A 13,200-nucleotide genomic window follows, 5' to 3' on the forward strand; every position below is an offset into this window, starting at 1 on the left:
GCTAAGGGTACGTAAAAATCTTTAGCTGTACTGAAACCACGCCGCTGCCTACGGTCGGAGACATGACACACGGCATCATCGCGGCGGCACTCGCCGGCTTCGGCACCGGACTCTCCCTCATCGTCGCCATCGGCGCACAGAACGCCTTCGTCCTGCGGCAGGGGGCCCGTCGGCAGGCCGTCCTCGCCGTGGTCGCGATCTGCGCGGTCTCCGACGCGGCCCTCATCGCCCTCGGCGTCGCGGGGGTCGGCGCCTTCGTGACCGCGTGGCCGGCCGCCCTGACCGCGGTCGCCATCGCCGGCGGCGGGTTCCTGATCTGCTACGGATTCCTCGCCGCCCGCCGGGTGCTGCGGCCCACCCCGGGCGCCGCCCTGGACACCGGGGGGGCCATCGCCGGGTCCCGCCGCCGGGCCATGCTGACCTGCCTGGCCATGACCTGGCTCAACCCGCACGTCTACCTGGACACCGTCCTGCTGCTCGGCTCCCTCGCCGCCGACCGCGGGGACCTGCGCTGGGCCTTCGGCATCGGGGCCGGGCTGGCCAGCCTGATCTGGTTCGGCACGCTCGGCTACGGCGCCCGGCTGCTCGGCGGTCTGCTGGCGCGCCCCCCGGCCTGGCGGGTGCTGGACGGGCTCGTCGCGGCGACCATGGTCACGATGGGCGGGATGCTCCTGGCCCGGGCCTGACCGCCGACCGCGGACCGCGGACCGCGGCGGCCCGCGCGGGGTACGGATCCGCCCCGTACCGCCGCACGACCACAGGAGTCCGCAGTGCCCGACCGCCCGGCCGACCGACCGTCCGACCACCCCTCCCCCGACGCGGTGCGCGCGTACTACGCCGCCCGGCCCTCCCCGCTCGTCGCCGCCACCGGGATCGTGCTGGACACCGACGGGCGGGTCCTCGTCCTGACACCCTCGTACAAGGCGGACCTGGAACTGCCGGGCGGCACGGTCGAGGACACCGAGACCCCGGAGGAAGGGCTGGCCCGCGAGCTGAAGGAGGAGCTGGGCCTGTCCGTGCCGGTCGGCCGGCTGCTCGCCGTGGACTCCCGGCGGCCCGGCGTGCTCGGCCGCTCCCTCATCGCCCACGTCCACCTCGTCGGACCGCTCTCGCCGGAGCAGGCCGCCGCGATCTCCTTCGCGGACGGCGAGGTCGCCGCGGCCCGCTGGCTCCCGCCGGAGGAGGCGTACGCGGCGCTGCCCGCCCGGATCGCGCCCCGGCTGCGCGCCGGCCTGGACGCCCTGTACTCCGGCTCCCTCGCGCACCTCGTCGACGGGGTGGCCCAGCCCGGCTCCCCGGCCGGGCTGGACCCGGCGCGGCGTACGGCCCTCGAACACGCCGGTTCCTTCGACGCCGCGAGCCACCGGGCCGCCCGCCCCAAGGCCGTCACCGCGGCGAGCGTGCTGTTCACCGACTCCGCCGGCGGGATCCTGCTGGTGGAGCCCTCGTACGGCAGGCCGGGCCGCTGGAACCTGCCGGGCGGCGGGATCGACAGCGACCTGGGCGAGACCCCGCGGGCCGCCGCCCGGCGGGAGGTGCACGAGGAACTCGGCCTCGACCTCGAACCGGGCCGGCTGCTCGGCGTGAACTGGGCCCACAAGCCCGGCTATCCGGCCCGCATCCGCTTCCTCTACGACGGCGGGATCCTGGACGGCGCCACGCTGGCCCGGATCCGCCTCGCCCCGTTCGAACTGCTCCGCTGGCGGGCGGTGCCTGCCGCGGAGCTGCGCGCCCTGGTCAAGCCGTCCCTGCGCCGCCAGATCGAGGCCTGCCTGCGCGCCCGCACGGAGGGCACGGGCCCGCTGGAACTCCACGCCGGCCGCCCGGCCGGCACCCCCCGCAAGAGGAAGAAGGACGCCGAAGGGAAGGCGAACAGGGGGAAGCGGTAGCAGAAACGAACGCTCCACTGGTCCATCCGGACGGCATCGTGGCGTGGCGCGCGGGTGACGGGGCCGGCTCACGCATCGTCGAACCAGACAGTCCACGCACACGCATTCGCGCACGCCCTCTCGCGAGCGAGAACGAGCGGAACCCATGGAGTACCACCATGTCCGCAGAGCCGACCCGCCCCGGAACCAGTACCACTTCAGCCGCCCCAGACGCCGCCGCGCAGCCCGATCCGCGCCGGTGGTGGATCCTTGCCGTCATCGGCCTCGCCCAGCTCATGGTCGTCCTCGACGCCACCATCGTGAACATCGCCCTGCCCTCGGCCCAGGCCGACCTCGGATTCTCCGACGACCAGCGGCAGTGGGTGGTGACCGCGTACGCCATCACCTTCGGGAGTCTCCTGCTGCTCGGCGGGCGGCTGGCCGACCTGTTCGGACGGCGGCGGGCCTTCCTCATCGGGCAGATCGGCTTCGCCGCGGCCTCCGCGGTGGGCGGCGCGGCGGCCACCTTCGGAGTCCTCGTCACCGCCCGCGCCCTGCAAGGCGTCTTCGCGGCGCTGCTCGCCCCGGCCGCGCTGTCGCTGCTCACCACCACGTTCTCCGCCCCCGCCGAACGCGGTAAGGCCTTCGGCGTGTTCGGAGCGCTCGCCGCGTCCGGGGGCGCCGTGGGGCTGCTGCTGGGCGGGTTCCTCACCGAGCACCTGAGCTGGCGCTCGACCATGTACGTGAACCTGCTCTTCGCCGCCGTCGCCGTCATCGGCGGTGTGCTGCTGCTCAAGCGGTCCGCGCCGACCACCCCTCCCCGGCTGGACCTGCCGGGTACGGTGCTGGCGTCGTCCGGGCTCTTCTGCCTGGTCTACGGCCTCGCCAAGGCCGGCCCCCACGGCTGGCCGGCCGGGCGGATCCTGGGCTGCCTGGCCACCGGCGCCGTCCTGCTCGCCGCGTTCGTCTGGTGGCAGCGCCGCAGCGCACACCCGCTGCTGCCGCTGCGGATCGTGCTCGACCGGGTCCGGGGCACGGCGCTGACGTCCGTGTTCATCACCGGGGTGGGCATGTTCGGGGTGTTCCTGTTCCTCACGTACTACTTCCAGCACGCCCGCGGATACAGCCCGGACCAGACCGGCCTGGCCTTCATGCCGATGTCCGGCTGCACCATGATCGGCGCGATCGGCAGCAACATGGGGCTGCTCGGCAGGATCGGCGGGCGCCCGCGCATCGTCACCGGCATGCTGCTGTCGGCGGGCGGCATGGCCTGGCTGGCGAACGTGACGGCGACCGGCCCGTACGTCCTCGACGTGCTGCCGGGCCAGGTGGCCACGGGGCTGGGGATGGGCCTGATCACGGCGGCCGCCATGAACCTCGGCACGGCCGGCATCGACCCGCGGGACGCGGGGGTCGGCTCCGCGACGGTCAACGCCATGCGGCAGATCGGCGGCTCCGTCGGCACGGCGCTCATGAGCGCCCTTGGCGCCAGAGCCGTCGCCCGCTCCCTGGCGGGCCGGCAGCCCACGCCGGAGTTGATGGCGCGGGCTGCCCTGGAGGGTTACCACACGGTCTTCACGGCATCGGCGGTGCTCTTCTCCGCCGGCGCGGTGCTGACCCTGTTCCTGCTTCCCGGCGGCCTGTCCATGGAGCGCGCACACGGCGCGCCCGGGGGCCGCCGCCCGTCAGCGCGGTGAGTGGGCGCCGGGGGCCATGGGAGCCGCCGGCGAGGCCGGCTTGGCGGGGGACATGGGAGCCGCCGGGGAGGCCGGCTTGGCGGGGGACATGGGAGCCGCCGGGGAGGCCGGCTTGGCGGGAGACGCCGGGGCGGCGGGAGTGACCGGGGAGACCGGGGCGGTCGGGGCCGGCGGGGCCGCTTCGGTGGACGGGCAGTTCGCCAGCGAGCTGCGGACCCGGTCGCCGGTCGAGAAGTGCTTCACCCGGCAGGAGTTGGTCCCGATCCCGCCGTCGACCTGGCCGTAGCCCGGTCCGATGGTCAGGACGCTGTCGTTCAGGCCGCGGACCGTGTCGTCGCCGGGACCGCCCTGGACGATGCCCGCGGACTCGGCGCCGACCGACTTGGGCTCGATGACGTCGTTCTGGCTGCCGCCGAGGACCCGGCCGCCGAGGTCCACGTTGCCCGTGCGGATCAGGTCGCTGCCGTCGTTGCCGAAGACCTGGCCGCCGCCGCGCTCGTACTCGCCGGGCTGGCCCATGACGCTGCCGGTGGTGATCTTGTCGTCGCCGTGGTCGCCGTAGACGGTGGCTCCGTGCTCCGCGGTGCCCACCACGAGGGCGGTGATGATGGTGTCGTTGCCCGCACCGCCCCGCACCGACGCGTTGCCGTTGCGCGGGGAGAGGTTGTTGACCTGGAGGGTGTCGTCGCCCTCGCCGCCGAGCACCTGGGCGTCGATGAGCATGCCCTTGACGCGGATGTTGTCGTTGCCGCCACCGCCGTAGATGATCGCGTTCTCGACGTCGTTCTCGCACACGATCGTGTCGTCGGCCGACGTGCCTCGCACCTCCTGTCCGGGCGGGGCCTCGACACCGTTGACGTAGCACCAGTGGGACGGCAGGGGTTCGGCGGCCTGTGCCGGGCCCGCGGCGAACGAGGCGGCCACGGCGACCGTGCCGGCCAGGGTGTACGAGGCGGTACGTAGGGTGCGGCGAGTACGCAGCATCGATGTTTCTCCCGAGCATGGGGGTGGGTGGGAATGTGGTGCGGTGTCGGTCGTCAGGACAGCTCGTGGCGCAGCGGCGTGAGCTGTTCGATGTCGTAGCGAATCCGCAGTTCGCGGATCGCTGCGGGATCCGGGGTGGCACTCGTGTCGAGCAGCTCGAGGAGCTCCTCGAAGTACCGCTCGTGATCGGGCGGCGGTGAGGCCTGGAAGAACATCCGGGCCGGTTCGCCGGTGGGGTTCGCGAAGGCGTGCGGACAACCGGGCGGAACCACGATGACGGTTCCGGGCGTGGCACGGACGACCTGACGTCCGTCGAGCGCTTCCCAGTGTCTCCAGTCGTCCCCGGAACGCACGCGCGGCTCGAAGGCCATGACGTCGAGTTCACCCTCCAGGACGTAGAACAACTCTTCGCTCCGGGTGTGCAGGTGTGCCCCGACGTCGAAACCGGGCGGTACGACGACCTCGAAGCTCGAGGCCACCGAGGAGTGCTCCCCGGTGACCTTGAACGTGACCTGCTGGGCGTCGGTGTGCAGCTTGCGGCCATGACCAGGTGGTACGAGCAGCCCGTCGCGGGCGATGTGCGCGGTCATGACCAGGTCACGGGCAGACCTTCGGGCCCGCGGATGAGGGCACCGGGCCGCCAGCCCAGCTCGCTCGGGGGAACGCTGAAGCGCAGGTCCGCGAAGCGGTCGAGCAGCGCGTCCACGAGCAGTTCGGACTCGAGGCGGGCCAGCATGTTCCCGGGACAGAAGTGGGGTCCGTACCCGAAGGAGACGTGCGGGTTGGGGCTGCGGTCCAGCTGCAGTTCGTGGGGGGCGGGGAAGACGTCCGGGTCGCGGTTGGCCGCGAGGTAGGAAACGTAGATCGCTTCGCCCGCCCGGATGAGCTGGCCGGCCACGGTGACGTCCTCGAGGGCGATCCGAGAGAGGCCGACGGCGTTGCGGTGCGGGATGTAGCGCAGCAGCTCGTTGAGTGCCGAGGGCCGCAGGGCGGGCTCGCTCCTCATCCGTTCCATCAGGTCCGGCCGGGTGAGCAGGATGTAGACCATGTTGCCCACGTTGTTGGTGACGGCCTCACCCCCGATCTGGATGAGGAGTGCGAGTCCGGTGGCCTCCTCGGCGGTGACCTCGCCGGCCTCGACGGCCTTGACGAGGAGCCCGATGACGCTGTCACCGCCGGCCACTTCTCCGTTGCGCATGCGTCCGCCCAGGTAGGCGCACATGTCGTTCTTCGCCTGCTCGCTGCGTTCGGCGCCCTGGGCCGAGGAGAGGATCAGGCTGGTCCATTCGTGGACCATGGGCCGGTCGCTCTCCGGGACGCCCATCAGCTCGCACACGACGGCGAGCGGGAAGGGGGCGAGCAGGCGCTCGGTCAGGTCCACGGGCGGGCCGTCGCGCAGGATCCCGTCGACGAGGGTGTCGAGCATCTCCTTGGCCCGGGTGCGCAGGGACTCCACCCCGCTGGTGGTGAAGGCCGCGGCGACGGTGCGCCGCAGCCGGGTGTGGTCGGGCGGGTCCTCGAACCCGACCGCGCCCGGCGCGGGGATGAAGTGGGGGGCCAGCCGGGTGACGTCGTGTTCCGCGACCAGCTTGCGGCTGAACCGGGGATCGTTGGCCACCATGCGCACGTCGTCGAACCGGCAGACGAGCCAGGCCCACCCGCTTCCGTTCGGCAGGCGGATCCGGGTGATCGGACCCGCCTGCATCAGTTCGGCGAGGACGGGGTCGAAGTCGACCCCGTCCAGGGCCGGGGTGGGCCAGTGCGTGATGGGTGGCCTTGCGGTTGCGGGGCCGTCCTTCAGCATTCTTCGGATTCCTCCCTCACCCGGTCCCTCGATCCGAGGTCCAGCTGCCCAGTGAGATCTCTGCGGTGATGCCCGGGCCGAAACCGGCCAGCAGGCCCCGCGCGGCGTCAGCGGTGGCGTTCTCGTCGAAGAGCCGGCGCAGTGCGTCCAGGACGACGGCGCTGGCGATGTTGCCGTACTCGGTCAGTGTGGCCCGACTGAAGCGGAATGCCTCGGGTGCCACACCGAGGTACTTGCTCAGGTCATCCAGGATGCGGGGCCCACCGGCGTGGATGATGTAGAAATCCAGTGCGGCGGCGTCCCAGCCATGGGCTTTTGCGAGCTCCTTGAGGGACGGGGCGAGTGGTTCCATGGTCCCGGGCACCCGCCGGTCGAGCTTGAAGTGGAACCCGGTGGACTTGACGTCGTACATGATCCAGTCCTCTGTCTGGGGGATGATGTACGAGCTGTTGCGGTGCAGTTCCATGCCGGTGCCGCCCTTGCCCCGGACGACGGCGGCGCCGACGCCGTCGCCGAACAGGCCGTTGGAGAGCAGGTTGCCGACCTCCAGGTCACTGGGCTGGTAGCAGAGCGAGCAGAACTCGCAGGACACGATCAGCGCGTTCGCCTCGGGGTAGGCGGTGCAGAAGTCGTGGGCCCGGTTGACCGCCGCCCCGCCCGCCGCGCAGCCCAGCTGGGCGATGGGGAGCTGTTTGGTGTCCGTCCTGAAGCCCATCGCGTTGATCATCCAGGCGGTCAGCGAGGGCATCATGAAGCCCGTGCACGACACGTAGATGATCATGTCGATGTCCTTGGCACGCAGCTGCGCATCCTCCAGCGCCTGCCGCACCACCGCCGGGACCCGCTGCTTGGCCTCGACCTCGTACACCGCGTTGCGCGATTCGAAACCGGGGTGCTTGAGGGTCTCCTCGATGGGGCGCACGATGTGCCGCTTCGCGACGCCGGTGTTGCGGATCAGACGCAGCGCCAGGTCGAGCTGCGGATGGTCCGCGTGCACCGAACGGCACAGATCCAGGGTCTGCTCCATCGTGATCACGTGCTCGGGCACGCACACCGTTGGCCTGCACAGAGTCGCCATGGGTGGCTCTCCTTTCGTGTCTGACACAGCCTCACGGACCTTTGGCCGATGCGCGCGCGGGACTACGGCGTTGGGGACATGAGCCAATCCGGTGACGCTGCGCCGTGGAGGCAGCGGAGCGTGTGACGAGAGGGAAGGGATGGCTGTGCCGATTTCCCGCGGAATCGCGCCTTGGGGGGTGACATCCACGCAGGGAGATGAACCATGACGTCAGACCCGCACACGGCTCTCGAGCCGGAGACGGACCCGGCCTCGGGCGAACCGGTGCACTGCTGGAACCTGGACGACTTCGAGGCGCTCGACTTCGACCCGTTCCTGCACGACCGCCTGCGGGACAAACGCGCCGCCCGGATCCAGCTGCCGTACGGCCAGGGCAGCGCCTGGCTGATGGCGCGCTACGCCGACGTGAAGGCGGCCACCACCGACCCGCGTTTCAGCAGGCAGGAACTGGTCGGCCGTACGATCACCGCCTCCTCCCCGCATGCCATCGCCTCACAGCAGGCGTCCATGAACTACGCCGACCCGCCGCGCCTCAACGACATGCGCCGCGTGGTCGCACGGGCCTTCACCGGCAAGAGCATGCAGAAGCTTCGGCCGACCGTGCAGCGGACCGCCGACAGCCTGCTGGACGGCATGGAGCGGCACGGCTCGCCGGCGGACCTGGTCGAGCACCTGCACGGCCCGTTCCCGCTCGCGGCCGTCGCCGACCTGCTGGGGATGCCGCAGGACATGCGCAGGAACATGACCTCCTGGGCGAACGTGATCATGACGCCCGGCCCGGCGCCCGACAAGAGCACCGACGCCCTGAAGACGGTGCGCGAGTGCGTCGTCGCCCTGCTCGCCATGCGACGGGAGAAGCAGAGCGACGACCTGGCCGGGGTCCTCGCCGCGGCCGCCGACGCCGGTGAGATCACCGATCCGGAGGCCGTCTCCATCGCCACCGCGATCCTGGTGAGCGGTGCGCACGCGGTGCGCAACAACAGCGCCAACATGATCTTCGCACTCCTCACCCATCCGGAGCACCTCGAACGGCTGCGCAGGGAGCCGGAGCTGATCCCCCAGGCCGTCGACGAGCTGCTGCGCTTCATCCCGCACCGCAGCGGGGTGGGCCTCCCGCGGATCGCCACGCGGGACGTGGACATCGCGGGCGTCACGGTCAAGGCCGGCGAGACGGTGTACTCCTCGTACCTGGCGGCCAACCGCGACCCCGAGGTCTTCCCGAACCCCGACACGCTGGACTTCGACCGCGGGCCCATCGCCCACATGGCCTTCGGGAACGGCCCCCACCACTGCGTCGGCTCGATGCTGGCCCGGATGGAGTCCGAGATCATCGTCACCACGCTGCTCGACCGCTACCCGCGCCTGGCCCTGGCCGTGCCGCGCGAGCAGATCGAGTGGCAGGCCGGAGCGCTGATCCGCGGGCCCAAGACCCTGCCGGTGTCCTGGTGATACGCCGGCACCGGATAAGGGTGGTCCGGGGCAGACCGGACCACATAGAACTGGCGGCCCTCACGGCCGCCCTGGTCATCATGGCGCGCACGGCCCATGTGCCCCGCGCGCCGCACTCCGCCCGGCACCGGCGTGCCCACTGGGACCGCAACCTGGCGTCGGTGGTGCACCATCCCGCGCAGTCGTGGCGCGCCCGCCCGGCCTCCCCCTTCGTCTAGCGGGGCTCGGCGGCGCCGACGGGCCCGGCCGGCCGGGCCCCGTCGGCGGCAGTCCGTCAGGCGCGGCCCGGCTTCGGCGCGGCCGGGGCCGGGGCCGCCGAGGCGGCCGGAGTCGCCGGGCCGGTCACGGTCGCGGAGCCGGCCGAGGGCGTCGGGGCGGCCGGGCTCGCCGGGGTCTGCGGTTCGCAGGTGACCTCGTCGCGCGGGGTGTAGTGCGTACGGTAGGTCTCGCGCTTGACCTCCTGCCCGCCCTGGACGAAGACCCGGTCGACGGCGACGTCGAAGCCTTCCAGCGGGGTCTGCACCTCGCAGGTCGGACCGGAGCCCGTGCGCTTGGCCGGCGGGGTGGTGTTCGTCCGCGGGCCCTGGGTCGCGCGTATCTCGTCGTACTTCTTCGTGCCGAGCAGGCTGATGGTCACCGAGGTGTCGGTGGACTCGGCCCGGACGTAGATGGCGTGGCCGGAGTCGTTCTTCCAGCGCAGGTCGAGGGTGCCCCAGGCGACGGTGGCCTCGCGGCCCTCGGGGTACCGCTCGATGTAGAAGGAGTGGGCCCCGTGCTCCAGCGGCTTGACGCCCGCGAAGAACATCGCGTTGTACATGGTCGTCGCGACCGCCGAGACACCACCGCCGGGGGACTTCACGAACTGGCCGTCGTTGATCATGATGCCGTCGACGAAGCCGTTCTCCTTGGTCCGCTCGCCGACCGTCTTGTTGAAGCTCCACGTCTCGCCCGGCAGCACGACGGAGCCGTTGATCCGCTCCACGGCCCGGCCGATGTTGGTGGTGCGGTACGGCGCGGCCGGGAACTTGACGGTGAAGGAGGAAACCTTCTCCTTGATGCCGAGGCGCTGCGCGTTCTCGGCGGTCAGGCGCGGGTGGACCGTCTTCACGGCGACCTCACCGGTACGGGCGGCGCCCGAGCGCGTCAGCAGCGGGACGACGGCGTCGGCGAAGGCCTTCTCGGTGACCTGGATCCCGGAGCGCCCGTCCTGGGCGACGACCACCCGGCCGGCGGAGTCGACGCGGAAGGTGGCCCCGCGGGAGGGGCTGGTGGCGGCGGCCACCTGCCGGGCGACCGCGGGGTCGGCCAGCAGCCCCTTGGAGTCGAGCTTCGGAACCAGCCGGCCGTGGGCGTCGGGCTCGACCGCCAGGTGCCGGCCGAGCACGGCGGGGGTGAGCGTCACGGTCTTTCCGGCCACCGTGAGGGTGATCGGGCCGGACATCGCGGGCTCGGCGAACTCCTTCAAGGCCCGTGCGGTCTCCTGCTGACCCACGGCGGGCGGCTTCCGGTCCACCGGGAGCGTGACCGGGCCGCCCTGCGGGCGCAGGTAGGCGGCGCGGACGGTGTCGGCAGCCCGGTCGGCGCGCACGGCGATTCCGGTGACGGGGGCGGTCGCCTTGGCCGTGCCGCCCTCGAAGGTGACGTCGCCGTCGCGGGCCTGTCGTCCGGCGGCGGCGATCCGGTCGACCTCGGACGTGCTCGTCGCGCCGTCCGTACGGATCACGGGCTCGACCTCGTGGTCCTCGGCCGGGGTGAGCAGCCGCCCGATCACGGTGAAGGGGTCCGCTCCCCCCTGCGCGGCGCGGTCGACGGTGGCGGCGGTGTCCAGGGACAGCCCGAAGGCGGCGGGGGCGGCCTTCTCGGTGCGGTCGCCGATCCGCAGCTCCATCGGGGCGGCCGCGGCCCGGCCGAGCGTGCGGTCGAGGGCCGCCTCGGCCTCCGTACGGCTCATTCCGCCGATGTCGACTCCGCGTACGTGGGTGCCGTCGGCGATCGCGTCGCCCGCCACGGCCAGACCGGTGAGGTAGAGGCCGCCGAAGCCGAGGACGGCGGCCCCGCCCACGAGGGGGAGGGCCGTCCGCCGGTTGATCGTGAGGCGGTGTACGCGTCGCATGTCTCTCGTCTCTCCCGGTGCCGGTGGCGCTGGTGCGTCGGTGTGGACCGGAGACCAGCATTCACCAATTCGGACTAACCGGGGCAAAAATGTGCCTGTTCTCACGAGGGGGACCGGTCGGCGCGCCACCGGAACCGAGGCCACCGAAGTAAGGCCACTTAGGTTGGATTGGCCCTGTCCGGCCGTCCGGGGGATGCCACATCGTGAGGCCTGTCGGTCTTTGGCTCCCTGAAAGGCTCCACCGGTGCCCCTCGCCCCCGCCCGCCCCGCGCGGCGTCTCACGCGTCGACTCCTGCAGCTCTACGTCGGGCTCGCGCTGTACGGCGCGAGCTCGGCGTTCCTGGTCCGCGCGGGTCTGGGGCTGGACCCCTGGGACGTCTTCCACCAGGGGCTCGCCGAGCTCACCGGATGGAGCATCGGCACGGTATCGGTGGCCGTCGGGGCGCTGGTCCTGCTGCTGTGGGTACCCCTGCGGCAGCGGCCGGGGCTGGGCACCGTCTCCAACGTGTTCGCCGTCGGCCTGTCCATGGACGCCACGCTCGCGCTGATGCCGGACGTGCACGGCACGCTCGCGCAGGCCGCCGTGCTGACGGCGGGCATCGTCCTCAACGGTGTCGCGACCGGCCTCTACATCGCCGCCCGCTTCGGGCCGGGGCCCCGCGACGGCCTCATGACCGGGCTGCACCGGCGGACCGGGCGGTCGCTGCGGCTGGTGCGGACCGGGATCGAGCTCACGGTCCTCGCGGCCGGTGTCCTGCTGGGCGGAACGGCCGGCGTCGGCACCGTGGCGTACGCGCTGGCCATCGGCCCGCTCTCGCAGGTCTTCCTGCGCGTGTTCGCCCTGCCCGGGGAGGAAGGCTCCCCGGTCGGCGGCCGGGCCGGCGCGCAATCCCCGGATGCAGCTCAGGTCGCGGCTCCGGCGCGGGGCTGACGGGTCAGCCGGCGCCCTTGCGGAGGATGTCGTCGATCCTGCGCCCCTCGCCCTCGGTCACCCCCGCCTCCCCCACGACCACGCCCAGGGCCGCGGCGAGGTCCCGGTGGTGGATGTCGAGCACCGCCTCGATCAGGGTGGAGAACTCCTCCAAGGCGGCGCGCGAACGCCGCCAGCCCGCGAGGAGCACACAGCCGCCGGCGATCAGCCCGGGCCACCACCACACCCCGGTGACCAGGTAGAGGCACCCCCACCCGGCGAGCGTGACCGCCTCGGCGAAGCCGGTGCGCGCCGCCTGCACGGGCTGGCGCACCTCGTCCGCGACGAGCAGCCATACGCGCGGCCACGCCGCAGCCGCATCGAACCAGTACTGGGCGCGGATCCGGGTCTCGACCAGCCGTGCCCGGTCGCTCATCCAGGTGTGGCGGCGCGGCAGGTACGCCTCCACCACACCGGCGTCGGCCCGCTCGGCGGCCTGCAGGGCCCGGCGCCGGCGGCGGCGCGCCGCGCCCCACTCCACCGGGGCCAGCCAGAGCCGTTCGAGCGCGCGGCCGAGTACGCCCGCAACCGTGCCGGCGGTGCCCGCGGCCAGCAGGACCAGGGCGATGTCCACCGCCGCCCGGGCCGGCGTGGCCCGCCAGCGCCGGGCGAGGCCGTCCAGCCAGGCGGACAGCCGGCCGGCGTCGAGGGCGTGCGCGTGCCCGAGGTGGAATCCGGCGGCGGCCACCAGCACCAGGAGCAGCCCCGGCAGCAGCACCGACCTGAACCAGCGGCTGCTGACGTGTCTGCCGACCTCGGAGAGGATCCCGGTGATCATCGGGTGTCGGCGGCCGGGCCGAGGGGCCGCATGGCCGCGCCGTACGCATGGCACGCCGGGACGTGGCCCTGTGCGTCGCGCCCGGCGGTACGGTCGCACCGCTCGCTCGGGCAGCCGTAGCGGCCGGCGCCCGCGGACGGCGTACGCGGGGAACCGGGAAAGCCCACCATCGCCGAACTCCCCCGGTCCGACCAACTGCGCTGCGGTGTGCCCGGATCAGCCGGATCCCCGTCCTCCTGAAGCCACTTGCGTACGGCGCGCTGCGCGGAGCCGCCCTGCCGGACCCGCGCCGCGTCGCGTTCCAGCCGCTCGGCCACGCCGGTCACCCGCGCATGGTCGCGCAGCCCTGCCAGCCGGGCGCACCACAGCGCCAGCGCCTCGCTCTCGGTCGGCTCGCTCGTCCCGCTCGTCCCGCTCGGTTCCTGCGCGGCCATCGGCTCCCACCCCTTCCGCCCTACC

General features: G+C 72.7%; 13 protein-coding genes. 6 read left to right on the plus strand and 7 right to left on the minus strand.

Going from position 1 to position 13,200, the window contains the following annotated elements; all coding sequences use genetic code 11:
• Positions 1-62: 62 nt before the first annotated feature.
• The 3 genes from OHT74_RS07390 (at position 63) to OHT74_RS07400 (ending at position 3,565) form a co-directional block, all read left to right on the plus strand.
• Positions 63-686 carry a LysE/ArgO family amino acid transporter gene (locus tag OHT74_RS07390; RefSeq protein ID WP_328619780.1) on the plus strand — a complete coding sequence of 208 codons (624 nt, stop codon included), beginning with the start codon at positions 63-65 and terminating at the stop codon, positions 684-686.
• An 84-nt stretch (positions 687-770) separates the two neighbouring features.
• Positions 771-1,889 (plus strand): NUDIX hydrolase, encoded by a 1,119-nt coding sequence (locus tag OHT74_RS07395; protein ID WP_328619781.1) that lies wholly within the window; start codon positions 771-773, stop codon positions 1,887-1,889.
• Positions 1,890-2,047: 158 nt separating this feature from the next.
• Positions 2,048-3,565, plus strand: coding sequence for a DHA2 family efflux MFS transporter permease subunit (locus OHT74_RS07400; RefSeq protein WP_266661782.1), 1,518 nt, complete (start codon positions 2,048-2,050; stop codon positions 3,563-3,565).
• On the opposite strand, the gene OHT74_RS07405 is transcribed toward OHT74_RS07400, so the two are convergent.
• Genes OHT74_RS07405 through OHT74_RS07420 form a run of 4 tightly spaced genes read right to left on the minus strand, consistent with a single transcriptional unit; the run spans position 3,554 to position 7,431 of the window.
• On the minus strand, positions 3,554-4,549 hold the full coding sequence (locus tag OHT74_RS07405) for a hypothetical protein (RefSeq protein ID WP_266661784.1): 996 nt from the start codon (positions 4,547-4,549) through the stop codon (positions 3,554-3,556). The two genes, OHT74_RS07400 and OHT74_RS07405, sit on opposite strands and share 12 nt — an antisense overlap.
• 53 nt (positions 4,550-4,602) lie before the next feature.
• On the minus strand, positions 4,603-5,139 hold the full coding sequence (locus tag OHT74_RS07410; protein WP_266661786.1) for a cupin domain-containing protein: 537 nt from the start codon (positions 5,137-5,139) through the stop codon (positions 4,603-4,605).
• Positions 5,136-6,353, minus strand: coding sequence for a cytochrome P450 (locus OHT74_RS07415; protein ID WP_266661788.1), 1,218 nt, complete (start codon positions 6,351-6,353; stop codon positions 5,136-5,138). Before OHT74_RS07415 ends, OHT74_RS07410 begins: the two co-directional genes overlap by 4 nt.
• Before the next feature lie 16 nt (positions 6,354-6,369).
• The gene (locus OHT74_RS07420; RefSeq protein WP_266661790.1) at positions 6,370-7,431 is read right to left on the minus strand and encodes a type III polyketide synthase; all 1,062 of its coding nucleotides are present in this window, start codon (positions 7,429-7,431) and stop codon (positions 6,370-6,372) included.
• A 204-nt stretch (positions 7,432-7,635) separates the two neighbouring features.
• On the opposite strand from OHT74_RS07420, the gene OHT74_RS07425 reads away from it, so the two are divergent.
• Positions 7,636-8,880, plus strand: a complete 1,245-nt coding sequence (locus OHT74_RS07425; RefSeq protein WP_266661793.1) for a cytochrome P450 — start codon at positions 7,636-7,638, stop codon at positions 8,878-8,880.
• Positions 8,881-8,900: 20 nt separating this feature from the next.
• Positions 8,901-9,098 carry an acyl-CoA carboxylase epsilon subunit gene (locus OHT74_RS07430; RefSeq protein ID WP_266661795.1) on the plus strand — a complete coding sequence of 66 codons (198 nt, stop codon included), beginning with the start codon at positions 8,901-8,903 and terminating at the stop codon, positions 9,096-9,098.
• 56 nt (positions 9,099-9,154) lie between these two features.
• Here OHT74_RS07430 and OHT74_RS07435 read toward each other — a convergent pair whose 3' ends face one another.
• Positions 9,155-10,993 (minus strand): VanW family protein, encoded by a 1,839-nt coding sequence (locus OHT74_RS07435; protein WP_328619782.1) that lies wholly within the window; start codon positions 10,991-10,993, stop codon positions 9,155-9,157.
• 244 nt (positions 10,994-11,237) lie between these two features.
• Between OHT74_RS07435 and yczE the strand changes: the two genes are divergently transcribed.
• On the plus strand, positions 11,238-11,924 hold the full coding sequence (gene yczE / locus OHT74_RS07440) for a membrane protein YczE (RefSeq protein ID WP_266661799.1): 687 nt from the start codon (positions 11,238-11,240) through the stop codon (positions 11,922-11,924).
• A gap of 4 nt (positions 11,925-11,928) precedes the next feature.
• On the opposite strand, the gene OHT74_RS07445 is transcribed toward yczE, so the two are convergent.
• Positions 11,929-12,741, minus strand: coding sequence for a hypothetical protein (locus tag OHT74_RS07445; protein ID WP_266661801.1), 813 nt, complete (start codon positions 12,739-12,741; stop codon positions 11,929-11,931).
• Positions 12,738-13,175, minus strand: a complete 438-nt coding sequence (locus OHT74_RS07450; RefSeq protein ID WP_328619783.1) for a hypothetical protein — start codon at positions 13,173-13,175, stop codon at positions 12,738-12,740. The genes OHT74_RS07445 and OHT74_RS07450 overlap by 4 nt, the downstream gene beginning before the upstream one ends.
• Positions 13,176-13,200 lie beyond the last annotated feature (25 nt).

This window comes from Streptomyces sp. NBC_00354, assembly GCF_036106915.1.
Taxonomy (GTDB): Bacteria; Actinomycetota; Actinomycetes; order Streptomycetales; family Streptomycetaceae; genus Streptomyces.